10 protein-coding genes are annotated in these 13,394 nt (G+C 39.5%); all 10 read left to right on the top strand.

The window, feature by feature from the left end; translation table 11 throughout:
• Positions 1–209 precede the first annotated feature (209 nt).
• The 10 genes from JMN32_RS00205 (at position 210) to mads7 (ending at position 13,394) form a co-directional block, all read left to right on the top strand.
• Positions 210–674, top strand: a complete 465-nt coding sequence (locus JMN32_RS00205; protein WP_202854254.1) for a hypothetical protein — start codon at positions 210–212, stop codon at positions 672–674.
• A gap of 66 nt (positions 675–740) precedes the next feature.
• Entirely contained in the window at positions 741–1,343 is a 603-nt protein-coding gene (locus JMN32_RS00200; protein ID WP_202854253.1) for a hypothetical protein, read from the top strand.
• Positions 1,340–2,143 carry a sensor histidine kinase gene (locus tag JMN32_RS00195; RefSeq protein ID WP_202854252.1) on the top strand — a complete coding sequence of 268 codons (804 nt, stop codon included), beginning with the start codon at positions 1,340–1,342 and terminating at the stop codon, positions 2,141–2,143. Before JMN32_RS00200 ends, JMN32_RS00195 begins: the two co-directional genes overlap by 4 nt.
• Complete coding sequence (locus JMN32_RS00190; protein ID WP_202854251.1) at positions 2,127–2,777, top strand: response regulator; 651 nt, start codon at positions 2,127–2,129, stop codon at positions 2,775–2,777. Before JMN32_RS00195 ends, JMN32_RS00190 begins: the two co-directional genes overlap by 17 nt.
• 114 nt (positions 2,778–2,891) lie before the next feature.
• A complete protein-coding gene (locus tag JMN32_RS00185; protein WP_202854250.1) occupies positions 2,892–3,494 on the top strand; it encodes a hypothetical protein in 603 nt (200 codons plus the stop codon).
• A gap of 97 nt (positions 3,495–3,591) precedes the next feature.
• The gene (locus tag JMN32_RS00180; protein ID WP_202854249.1) at positions 3,592–4,314 is read left to right on the top strand and encodes a DUF6577 family protein; all 723 of its coding nucleotides are present in this window, start codon (positions 3,592–3,594) and stop codon (positions 4,312–4,314) included.
• Complete coding sequence (gene mads2 / locus JMN32_RS00175) at positions 4,314–6,329, top strand: methylation-associated defense system DNA methyltransferase MAD2 (protein ID WP_202854248.1); 2,016 nt, start codon at positions 4,314–4,316, stop codon at positions 6,327–6,329. The genes JMN32_RS00180 and mads2 overlap by 1 nt, the downstream gene beginning before the upstream one ends.
• Positions 6,326–7,693 (top strand): methylation-associated defense system restriction endonuclease subunit S MAD5, encoded by a 1,368-nt coding sequence (gene mads5 / locus JMN32_RS00170; RefSeq protein WP_202854247.1) that lies wholly within the window; start codon positions 6,326–6,328, stop codon positions 7,691–7,693. The genes mads2 and mads5 overlap by 4 nt, the downstream gene beginning before the upstream one ends.
• Positions 7,678–11,829 carry a methylation-associated defense system protein kinase MAD6 gene (mads6, locus tag JMN32_RS00165; protein ID WP_202854246.1) on the top strand — a complete coding sequence of 1,384 codons (4,152 nt, stop codon included), beginning with the start codon at positions 7,678–7,680 and terminating at the stop codon, positions 11,827–11,829. The genes mads5 and mads6 overlap by 16 nt, the downstream gene beginning before the upstream one ends.
• 2 nt (positions 11,830–11,831) lie before the next feature.
• The gene (mads7, locus tag JMN32_RS00160; protein WP_202854245.1) at positions 11,832–13,394 is read left to right on the top strand and encodes a methylation-associated defense system protein MAD7; all 1,563 of its coding nucleotides are present in this window, start codon (positions 11,832–11,834) and stop codon (positions 13,392–13,394) included.

The raw sequence follows: 13,394 nt of genomic DNA, 5'->3' as shown, positions 1-13,394 counted from the left end.
GTTTGATGATATAAAGGTAATCTGACGGTTCGTCGCATATAAGAGGAGAACTCCTGAAAGTTAAACAGGAAAAACCCTGAGAGTTGTTATAATTATCCTGTTTCTATTGCTAGCCCTAGTCAAAAGTTACTTTGTTGTTTACCTTGACCATATGTTTCACCAAACACTTTAATATCATGAGTAAAGAAAGCAACACAAGTACTGAAAAAATGAAATTTGCACCAATTGACTTGGCTACAGCCAACGAAATAATTAGCACCTACAATGCAATTAAGACTGAAATGGCCATGTCTTTCGGGAAAGTTCCCGATGGACTGTCGGAAAACGATCTCGGCACATTCCACAACGACATTAAGAATTTCAATGGCTTTCTATTTGAAAGAGATGAAATCTTAAAGATGCTCGATTCGGGCGTCTCTCATTTAATGGTTGTACTTGGTGCACACCCTAAAGTAGACAGTCAATATTCACAATTTGGTAAAGGATCATTCACAGTCGTAGTGGCCGGATGCGTTTCCGGCGCACCAATAGGATTAAAATCTGATGAATATATGGCAGTTGAGCCAGCCAGTGAATACCCTCCACGGGCAGTCGTCTCCAAACTTCAATCGGTAGAAGGCTTAAAAAGTAGAGATGGTGCAGTGGAAAAATTAGTGTTTAAGGTTAAAAAATAAATACTAAATTCATGTATCCAAGACATCATAAATAAAATATCCATTTGGAGCATCTTACTACCGGCGGTGGCAGGGTGCTTCTTTTACACCAGGCTTACAGTAAAATCCAGGCTGATACTACTTTTGGTTTTAGCAGCCTGTATTCCCCAATTGGCCCGGGCTTTTTTGGGGCGAATACCTGCTCTCAATATTTTCTACAATATTAATGTAGTAGTGGAGCTTTTTATTTTGTACTTTTTTTTCAGAAAAAGTTACAGTACAAACAGAAAGCAACAAATCTTCAAAATATTAGGTGCAGTTTGTCTGTTGTTGGGAGTAATCTCTATTAGTTATTGGGGCGTTGAAAGCAAGTTCCTTACCGAATGGCTCTGTATTAATAATCTTGTTTATACCTCCTGGATATTGTTGAGTGTATTGGACATTTATGAAAATGATGATCGTTTGCTACATACTCAAAGGTCATACTTACTCTTTCTACTGGGGTTATTTCTTTATACCTCATGTACTATGCTAATCTTTGGGTTGTGGCACTATATTATGGCTAACAGTGACAGTCTACTTAAAAATCTCTGGATTATACATGATGTATTCAACACCATTATGTATCTGGTTTTTCTTATTGGCTTTTACATTGACTATAGAAGGCAGACAAAACCCATACGACCATGAAAGAATTTCCTGTATCGGATATAGTTATAGCCATCACTGCTGGTTCCTTATTATTTTTTCTCCTGTGCGCCTTTATTGTAGCTTTTACACTTGTATTTGTAAGAAAGCGCCAACAACACAAGATTGAAAAACAACAAATTAAAGATCAATTCTCAAAGAACTTGCTGGAGGCACAGCTTGAAATACGTGAACAGACGCTAAAACACATCGGATATGAGTTGCACGACAATCTTGGACAGATAGCCAGTCTAATAAAGATTAACCTGAGTATCATAGACCTGAATGCTAGGGAAAAAGCCGAAGAAAAGCTGGATGAGACGAAAAACTTAATCAGAAAGCTAATATCAGATATTAAGGGTCTCAGTGTTTCATTGAACAGTGACCATGTAGTTAATACCGGATTGTTAGAGGGATTGAAAGACGAAATAGAGCGTATTAAAAGGCTTGGGCTACATAAGGTTATATTCGAGAATGACGCAAAAAAAGTAAGTCTTGATCCCAATAAAACCATTATACTTTTTCGCATGTCCCAGGAAATACTGAATAATACACTCAAACATAGTGACGCAACTTGTATATCCGTTGGGGTTGCTCTATCTGGTAATTTTCTTAAATTAACTTTTAAAGACGACGGTGTTGGTTTTAATATTGATAAAGCTCTCAAAAGTGGAGGATCAGGCCTCATGAACCTGAAGACACGGGCTAAATTGATACGTGCAGACCTTCAGATAACTAGCAGTGTCAACACAGGAACCGAAATAATAATTAACACCCCTCTGGCCAATGAAGCAGACAATTAAGCTTGGTTTAGTAGATGACCACAAACTGTTCCGTGGTGGACTACGCAGTTTGATCGAATCCATTTCTGATATTTATGTTGTGGTCTTTGAAGCTGATAATGGCCTTGATCTCCAGCAAAAACTGAACACTCAAAATCCTCCCGATATTATATTGATGGATGTTAATATGCCGGAAATGAACGGATTTGAGACTGTGGAATGGCTTTCTCGACACTTTCCTGGCATTCGTATTTTGGTTTTGAGTATGATCGAAAAGGAGGAGACAGTAGTAAAAATGCTAAAGCTGGGTGTTAAAGGTTATCTATGCAAAGATGCTGAACCAAGTGAATTTAAAGAAGCCCTGGCTTCGATTTATGCTAAAGGTTATTACTATACCGATTTTGTTACGGGTAAATTGATCCATTCTTTAAAAAATGAAGGCACGCAAAGCAATTTTTGCGACATCAATGATAGAGAAAGAGAGTTCCTCAAACTCGCCTGTTCGGAAATGACATATAACCAGATTGCCGATCAGATGTGCCTCAGCCCTAAGACCGTAGATGGCTATCGCATGTCACTTTTTGAGAAGTTTAATATAAAAAGCAGAGTTGGACTTGTCATGTGGGCAATCAAGAACGGGTTGATTGAATATTGATTCTAGCGTCAACGAACACAACATGTAAGGTCAAAAATACCCAAGGTTGGGTATTAACACGTCGATTCTAGCAAAGTAGATTTAGGCCTTTTGGAAAGTAAATAATAATTAGGCATGTCACTTCTTGATGTTATAAAAGTTGTTTCAGGGATAATAGTTTCTTTGGCTGGGGCTGGCGGGATAGTATTTTTTTTAGTAAAACTATCGGCTAATACACTAGCAGATAACTATAAACAAAAAGTAAAGCACAGCTTTGAAAAAGAATTAGAATCATATAAATCTCAAATTGATATATTGAGAGCGACAGTCCTTAAATATAATGACAGACAATTTGAGCTTTATCTCGACCTATGGCGGAATTTGCAGGAGCTAAAGTTTGCTTGCATTGATCTTTGGAATATTGCTGATAAAATGAAGTTAGTAACCTTTAGAAGGGCGTTGATCAAGTGTGATAGACAAATTGAAACCTCTTCCATTCTTATAGATGTAGATCATTATTCTGAATTGCGTAGAATTATTCAGTCCTTTCAGGACTACAATTTTGGCAAAGAGAGACTAATTGAAAGCCGCTCTTTAACTGGCGTTAGTGGACGTATAACTGCGCCAATGATTCAGGAAATGATTAATCACAACAGATTAGCTATGGAGAGATGCCTGGAATTGATCGAGTCGATTAAAGATGAGATACAACTTACGATAAATGGCAAAAAAGGTTAAGCTATTCATTCAAAACTTTGGCAACTAAACATTTCTTTTGCCGAAACTTTGATTTTCAATCAACTTGACTATCTTTGTTTCATAACGTCGTCGAACAGTGAAGAATATTGATCTTGCAAGAGAATTAAAACAACGCTTCAGAAAACAATCACAGATTTCCTCAAAAGAAGTCACTGAGGTGCTTCATTCTCTATTACCGGACCTTTCCGTTAATACTATAGCCTGGAGACTCAATCAATTAAAAAAGGACAAGCTTCTTTATCAGATTGGAAGAGGTCTATACACCTTTGATTACAAACCTGAATTTTCTCCAGAACTAAGTTTAAAATCCAAAAGACTGTATAATCGAGTAAAGGCACTTTACACTGGCGAAATCGTCATGTGGGACACCCTTCTGTTGAATGAAATTGCCGGTGGTGACATCTCCAAGTATTGGGTCTTTCTTGCTTTGAATAAAGATGAATTGGATGCTTTGTTTGGTGAGATGCTTTCTTTCAGCAAGAAGGTCTATCTACAACCAGACAAGGAAACAACTGCCCGATACCTCATCCCGCAAGATGAAGCCATCATTTTGACAGCATTGATTTCCGAGACACCAACAGAACGATCAGGCGACTACCTATCCCCGAGCATTGAAGGCATATTGGTCAATGCATGGTTTGAGCACGAACAGTATTTGCAGCCTATAGGATTAGATATTCACAAACTCTATGCACAGGCATTTGCCAAGTACAATGTGAATAAAAGCAAACTGTTACGGTATGCAGCCAGACGGGATAAGCGAAAAGAAATAAACGAACTATTAAAAACCATTGAATAATGTCCACAGAAGTTATTGAACAGGACGACATAGTATTGGAGGATAACCAGTTGGTTTGCATCCTGACGGGTGAAGTCAAAAAGATCAAACCACAGGAAAGCAACCTACAATCCATAATCCTGATGCTCAATGAAGAGTACGGTTTCGACCTTTCTGACATGGAGCGGGATTTTGCCATCCAATACACCGATCCAGATACCGGAAAGCCCAAAAAGCAGAAGGTAGAATTAGTGGTCTTTGAAAAAGGTAAACCACATGAGCAGGACTTCATTATCCGCATCTGCGTGGTGCAGGATGACAAGGTTAAAGACACGGATAAGAAAAAAGGTGTAAAACCTACTCTGGAAAATGCTATGGGTGCAGTTGAGAGCTGTGAATTTGGCCTTTGGGCAAATGGCTCAAGCTATCACTACCTGCAAAAGGAAGATGATGCTATGGGCTTTGATTATGAGTTTGTGGATCTTTCTGACTTCCCTGGTGAAGGAGAAACACTGGACGACCTGGACAGAGCTGACCGCTCTTCCAGTAAGAAGCCTGCCAATGACTCCCTGATCAAAGTATTCAAGCGTTCACATGATTACATCTACGGCAATGAAGGCCGAAAGAAAGATGCTTTTTGGCAATTGCTGAACCTCATCTTCTGTAAGCTCTATGATGAGAAACGCAGATTTATGCCATCTGAAGAAAGCTATCGTAGAAAGTTTTGGGTAGGTGTAAAAGAACAGAACACCGAAGAAGGCAGAAAAGCAGTAGCCAAGCGAATTAAAGGTCTGTTTGAAGAACTGAAAGGTGACGAAATATTCTCAGAGGTATTTGACGGTAATGAAGCCATCGGCCTTACTGATAAGGGAATTGCCTTTATTGCCGGCGAACTTTCCAAATACTCCTTCCTGGACGCTTCTGTAGATGTTAAGGGCATGGCTTACGAAACAATTGTAAGCAACACCTTAAAACAGGAAGCAGGTCAGTTTTTCACTCCAAGAAACATCATCAAAGCAATGGTAGAGATGATGAACCCCACCGAAAATGATCGAGTGCTCGATCCTGCATGTGGCTCGGGAGGCTTTTTGGTGATGGTACTTGACCATGTAAGAAAGCAGATTGCCGCTGAGTTATATCCAGATTTAGATGGACCACTACTGGCTGAAAAGTTTAATTCTATGGAAGTGAACGAGCGGGTTAGAGAATACGCAGAACGCAGCATATTCGGCTTTGATTTTGACCCTGACCTGAAAAAGGCAGCTAGAATGAACATGGTAATGGCTGGTGATGGACACGCCAATATCTTCCATGTCAATTCCCTTGCCTACCCTAATTGGGAGCACCCAGCTGAGATAGAAAAAATACATAGTGCTATTGGCACCAGCCTTTCGGAGATGAAAGACATTGAAAACCGATATGGGAATGATGCCCGTGAAAAATTCGACATCATTTTTACCAACCCACCATTTGGCGCAAAAGTGAAAGTAGAACCGGAAATAGCAAGCCAGTATTTTCTCTCCAAGTACAGTGATGCTCCTGAAGTGCTATTCATTGAAGCGTGCTACAACTTCCTGAAGCCAGGTGGTAAAGTGGCCATCGTACTGCCAGACGGAATTTTAGGAAACCCTAACACCCTCCCTGTTCGGGAATGGATTCTGGACAAATTCAAAATCCTTGCTTCTGTTGATCTTGCAGTAGAAGCTTTCTTGCCGCAGGTGGGCGTTCAGGCTTCATTACTCTTTTTACAGCGGAAAACAGAGGTGGAAAGACAGCTTGCTCAGGATAGTGCGGAAGATTATGAGGTGTTTATGGCCATTGCTGAAAAGCTGGGGAAAGACCGTAGAGGAAATCCAATCTACATGCGTGATGATGACGGTGCTGAGATTCTTTTTGACACTGAAACTAAATATGTGGTACACAAAAGAGACGGATCATTAGAGGTTAAAACTCGAAGAGAAAAATTAAAACAGCTGGATGATGATCTACCTAAAATCTGTCTAGAATACGCACAATTTCTTAAATCAATTTTATGAAGTCTGTTAAGGTAAAGAAAAATTGGTTAGTTAATTCCGGAGTAAGGTTTGATGCCTCATATCATTTAAGCGATGGTGTTAAGACAAAATGGATTATTGATAACTTTTGCCCATATCCAAAAACTACTATCGAAAAAGAATCGAAGGAATTATACAAAGGAAACATCCATAAACGTGTGTATGTGGACTCACCTACTAATGGTAATCAATTCTATTCGGCTTCAGATTTATTTAAGCAAGATTTAGATTCCGGTAAATTTGTCTCAAAGAAGTATTCGCCACACTTAAAAGAATTAGAATTAAAGAAGGATTGGATTCTTATCACGCGATCTGGAACACTTGGAAAAGTAGTCTGCACTACAAGTGATCATGAAGGGAAAACAGGAACTGATGATTTAGTAAGAATTAACCCTAAAGAAAATAAAATCAAGCGAGGTGTTCTGTATGCCTTACTTTCTTCAAAATTTGGCTATGGTTTATTGACTCAATCGAGCTATGGAGGTGTTGTAAAGCATATTGAGCCTGATCATGTTGGAAGTATTGAAATCCCTATTTTTCCTGATAAAAATCAATTTGAGATTGATCAATTGGTTAAAGATTCATTGAATTCGCGTGTTGAGGCTAACAAGCTCTTAAAAACTGCACATGCTTACTTTGATGAAATCCTTTCATTAAATACCCCACTTCCTAAGACTTACCAAAAGTTCTCTTCTGAACTTAGTCTATTTCATAATCGTCTTGATGCTTCTTTCAATATCTATAAGAAAGAACTAGACGCTGTTGTCAAAAATTGTGGATACTCATTTACCAAATTCGAGAATCATATTGAAAGTATTTTTATTCCTAATAGAGGAAAAAGGGTTTATGTGAAGCATGGCCTAAAATATTTATCTACCACTGACTTATTTTCCATCAACCCTTTGAGAATCAATAAATACCTTTCTTTCAAAATGAATGGAATAGAAACTCTTCAGGTCAAAAAAAATTGGATCTTGATTGCTAGGTCTGGTCAAGAAATTTTGGGTTCCACCTTCCTTGTAGGAGACTCAATCAACAAGTTGGGTGTAAATGAGCATGCCTTGAGAGTCATTGTTGATGAATCAGAAGCTCACTATATCTATGGCTTCCTCTCTTCAAGTTTTGGAAAGAGCTATTTGCGAGCAGGAATTTTTGGATCAGCTATCCTCACTATTAATGATGATTATATTAAAGAATTGCTAATTCCTGAATTAGATAATGGTAAAAAAGCAAAAGTGAAAGCTCTAGTCTCTAAAGCTACTGAATTACTTGACCAGGCAATAATTAATGAAAACAAAGCAATCGAATTAGTAGAAAACGAAATTGAATCATGGCAAAAATCATAGTACCACCATATTTCGATTCGGTTGTAAATGCCGGAGAAAAGCGTTTGCTGGATTACTTGCAGGTTAACCTGCCAGACAGCTTTTATCTCGTGCCGAATGTTGAGCTGGCCTCCACCAATCCACGAAACAACCGAACACAGTATTGGGAGTATGATTTGTTGATTGTTGCCCCACATGCGATATACAACATTGAGAACAAGGACTGGAAAGGAAGAATTGAAGGAGACGACAACTATTGGTATGTAAATGATCGCCAGCGTCAGAACCCTTTAAAAACCGGAAGGCAAAAAACGGCAGTGCTGGCCTCCAAACTAAGGGAACACGAACCTTCCTGGGCAAGGGCATGGATTCAAAACATGGTTACCCTATCCTATCCTAATACCTATGCTCCTTCGCTATGGCAGGAGTCGGCTAAGCTCACCTTTCAGCTCAATGAGCAGTTGATCAATTACCTGACAGATCCGGAACAGATTGGGAAATCGGAAGATGACATTGCAGACATCTACAAAGACATTGTAAAGTACCTTGACGGCAGCCAGAGCAAAAAAGCACCGGACGAAAAACGGGAAGTTGAGGGTTATGAAATTATAGAAATACTTCAGCAGGAACCCAACTTCACTGAATACCTGGTAAAACCAAAAGGAGTTACCTCCTCTATCCGCAAAAGAGTTAAAGAGTATTCTCTTCAGGTGGCAGGTCTTTCACAACCTGAACTGCTCAAACGTGAGGAGGCTATTAAGAATCAGTACAAAGCGCTTCACAAGATCAAAGCCAAGCCTTTCATACTGAACGTAGAGTTCAAAATTGATGAAGAAAACCATCAGTTCTATGAAATATCAGACTTCTTGGATGAGAACTCTCTGAGAGCAGAAGCCCGATCCAAAACCTTCACCTTTCAGGAAAAGCTAGGTATTGTCCGCAACATTATGGCCGCCTTGAAAGAAGCTCATAAGGAAAGCATCTTTCATCGGGACATTAACCCTGACAACATTTACATGAGCAGCGGTTATGCCTATTTGGGCAATTTCGGGAAGTCCTACTTCACCGATCACAACCAACAAGGATATACGGTAATGGCTACCATTAACGAATCCAATGCCACGCCTTACCATCCATTGGAATTGACCGTAGGTGATGCCTCACGTTCCTCAGACATTTACTCCCTGGGTGTACTCATCTATTGGTTGTTTACAGGAGAAGAACCTTTCAAGACTCCTTATGATCTTGATAAAATGGGTGGAAAGCTACCAACGGATAAATTGCCTACTACACTCAATAAAGCACTGCCAAAATGGTTGGATGAGCTTTCGCTCAAGACCGTTCTCACAGATGATCTCAAACGATTAGACAGCATAGAACAGGTTGAAAAATTCATCGAAGATGCGCTCAAGGAAAACGACAGTGAAGTCCCGTCCAAACGGACAACAAGAACTACAACAGCTCAATCTACTGACATCTATGAGTTAAAAGTCGGAGACAAGATTGGAGATTATGTCATTCATCAGATTCTTGGTAAAGGTGGCTATTCCAGAGTATTTAAAGTAAAACACCAGCTTCAAGGGAAATACTATGCGTTGAAGCTCTTCCATGAAAGCGTAAACGCCAATTCGGTCATTGACGAATACAATGCCTTGGTTGGATTAGAGCATCACAACATTGTCAAATTCGTTTGGAATGGTGAAACGCCTAACGGACAGTTTTATACCCTAATGGAGTTTCTGGAAGGTGAGAACCTTAGCACCTATTCAAGAACAGATGCCAAGCTTCCGATTTACAGGGTATATCAAATAGCTAAGGACATTCTCAGTGCTTTGGTATCCATGCAGAGCCTTGATAAACCTATTCTGCACAGGGACATAAAACCGCAAAATATCATTTGGGATAACGAGAAACGCTTTGTGCTCATTGACTTCAATGTGGCCTCCTTCGTAGATGACAATCAGGATTTTGTTGGTACAAACCCTTACTTGGCTCCTGATCTTATTGCAGATGGTTATAAAGTGAATTGGGATAAGTCAGCAGATACGTTTGCCTTGGGCATCACGCTCTATGAACTGATCTGCAAAGAATACCCCTGGACACCTAAGAAAATGCCTGTTCTCAGTATTGATCCTGTCAGTCCAAAGGAATTTGAACCAAGAATTTCGGATGCATTTGCAGAGTTTTTAAGTAAGGCTATAAACCCTCGCTCAGCAAAGCGATTTTCTAATGCACAGGAAATGCTGGATGCATTACTGTCGATTGGTGAAGATGGCATTTTACAAGAAACAAAAACGGCCACTCCTACTGTAGAGGCGAAAGATGAAGAGGGCAATTTCATCAAGTACATCAACTCATTATACAGCCAGTCCAAAGGAGGAAATTTCGGAACACGTGCTAGTGAAACTATCAGTGAGTACGACCGGCTAACTTATACACCTTCCAAACTCGATAAAAAACTACTGCCCGACATACTTGATGGTAAATACAAGCTACTGATCATTACAGGAAACGCAGGAGATGGTAAAACAGCTTTCATTAAAAGAATTGAGCATGATGACTCAGTAAAAGACCTCAACACCCATGAACATAAAAACGGTGCTAGGTTTAAAATCAATGGTGTCCAGTTTGAGAGCAATTATGACGGCTCTCAGGATGAAGATCAACGAGCCAATAATGAAGTATTAGAGAGCTTCTTCGAGCCATTCTCAGGGCTGTCCAATTACAATGAATCTAAGGAAGGACGAATCATTGCTATCAACGAAGGGCGTCTGGTTGAGTTCTTAAAGACTACAAGCAAACACAAAACACTTCATGATACCATAGAAAACTACTTCTACAACGAAGGACACCACGAGCTACCTTCTGGCCTTATGATCATCAATCTCAATTTGAGATCAGTAGCCGCTCAGGACAACCAGGAACCAAGCCTTTTCAGAAGTCAGGTAAAAGCTCTGACTCAAAAAGACCTTTGGGCAAAATGTGAAACCTGCCAATTGGCAAATAAATGTTTCATCAAATACAATGTTGATTCCTTTAATGATTCAGCTTCAGGCGAAGAAGTTATAACCCGAATGGAGTGGTTGTTAAGAACGGCCAGCCTCAAACGGGAACTGCATATCACCATGCGTGATTTGCGTTCATTCATTGCTTTTACGCTAACCCGAGATCATGAATGTGCGGATATTGAACAGTTGGTAGCAACCAGTGAAAATCAGCCAGAAAGCTATTGGCAGTACTATTACTTCAATATCACTAACCCATCGGTGGATGATTCAGGCAATCAGGATCGCCTGATCAAACAACTGCGTGAAACGGATATTGGTGAAGTAGCTATTCCCGACAAAGACAGAGACCTCTTCTTTGGTCAGCATGAAACCAATGAGTATCTGGAATTTTCGGATCGTGAGTTTACGCTGATTGATGAGTTTAACAACAACAAGATATGGGTGCCAGCTCATGAGCAAGACGGAGCACTGATCAAAAGAATACGGGTAATTCAAAAGGTATTTATCAGGCATCAATACTTTGAAGGTAAGTCAGAATTACTATCTGTTGAGAATGGTTATGTTCCTGCAACCACAGAAACTGAGGAAGCTAAATTTCCATCATATCTCTTACGGTTGCCTTATCACTCGGTATTCAAATTTGTGAAAGTCCTGACCGAGGGTGATGAAGGCACAAATACCAAAGCCAGCATTTCGAGAGCTATTTCATTGAATGAAGGCTGTGATAATCCGGGTATTGACAAAGACCATTTGGTTCTTGCATCTACGGACATTAGAGACCCTTACAGTAAATCTTTCAGATTATTTGACCTTAATGATTTTGAGCTATTTGTTAATAGAACGGATCATTTGGTGAAATACCTGGAATATGAACCAGACAGTTTGACTTTCCGGCATAAAACCGAAAAACACATCAAACTGACCATTTCTCTTGACCTATATGAGATGTTGTATTTCATACAGCAAGGGTTTAGTCCTTCCCTCAACGATCTGAGAGGAAAGTTCATTGAACTGATCATATTCAAGAACCTGCTGGAAAACCTAAGCTATCATGAAGTGGTAGTAGCAACTCCCGACAATTTGGAGTTTTACAGAATAAGTAAAGACGAGCAAAGCCGTCTTTACATAGAACCTATGGAAGTATTATAACTATGGCCATAAAACTAAATAAAGACGAAAGCCTATTCCGCAATGAATTGATATTCACAGCTGATGCAAAAGCCGTAAATATTGATAATACTTTGGTGAATTTATTCATGCTGCTAAAGCACAATGGAATAAGACCAAAGCAAAGGGCAAGAGCTGGCAGCAATTCATTCATTGATTTAGAAACCCTCAAGAGGGTATTTTCTAAACTGGAAGAAGAAGGTTCTATAAAAGGCTTTAATGATAATCCGGACGCTGCGGAATTGTGGATGCGTAGCAATTTGGTCAACATGGTTTACAGGGGTAATCTCGATAAAGAGAAAATTTCCTCTTTGAGACCGATTCACCTTGAAAGCTACAGGGTGAGAAATGCCGCCAATACCAGAGACTATAATACAGCAGATCAGGTTTATTTAATGCTTGGTGCCAATCCTACAGTTCGTGAAGATCTGAAAAGCTTTCTAATGGAGGGATGGGATCAAACCACAAGCAAAATAAATTCAGGAAACCATCTGGATGTAGATAGTTTGGGCTTGTTGCACATCATCAAAAATGTTAAGCCCGGATTTCTGGAAAGTAGCTCAAGCCTGAATCAGATTCAACCGCTACTCCTTGAACAAGCGGAACTCTTTTGTGATGACGTTCGGAGACTTTTGGTTTACAAACGTCTAATTCCAAGAAACGTGCTGATAGATTACCTCAAGACAATTACATCTTTTCACCTTTCCATCTATATCCAAAAGCTGATCCACACCTTACCGAAAATGGTTGAAAAAGGCAATGATACAGTAAGGGCAGACTGGAATATAGTAGTAGATGCCACAGATGACTTTGAAAGTAAGATAGCTCGGATTTCTGCTGAGGATGCTGATACTTTAAGTAATAATGTCTATGACTATATCAAAGCCACATTCCAGATCAATGCTGCCTTGAGGAGGTTAAAATTAGACAAAACCAATTCAGACAATCTTCGGAGGGCTATGGAGCTATTAAAAGAAAAACCACAGGATTTCGAAATATACTTTGAAACCCAATGGGACAACCTATATAGCACCCTGGATGAAGAAGACAAAGACCTTATAAGTGATATGGTCAAATATGAAGACACCTACTTTGACCGATATATTGAATTGATACTAAAAGCCAGAGGTAATTATCAATTCCGTTACCACATGCAGCTCTTTGACAACTTATCTCAAAAGAATAACGAAAGAGGCTTTTTAGCTCAGGGACGTGGTAGAAAGCACCCAAGAAGGTATGTTTTGGGAACACGCTTATTAGAAACGCTTGTCCAAATATTAGTACTTGAATCAGATGGCTCCAACTTTCAAACAAGAACCTTATCTATTGAAGAGCTGATTCAAAATATTCGTGATCGCTATGGAATAATTATAAATGGATTAGCAGAAGATCGGTTCAAAGATGCAGACCTCAATACACACCTTGCTTTTAAAGAGAATGTTGAGGCTTTCAAATTAAAGCTCAGACAGATAGGATTTTACAATGACCTAAGTGATGCCTACATCCTGCAAAGGATTAGACCCCGCTATGAATTAAATGTTCAGTAG

The organism is Fulvivirga marina (assembly GCF_016775155.1).
GTDB lineage: Bacteria > Bacteroidota > Bacteroidia > Cytophagales > Cyclobacteriaceae > Fulvivirga > Fulvivirga marina.
This window is presented reverse-complemented; position numbering and strand designations above follow the sequence as displayed.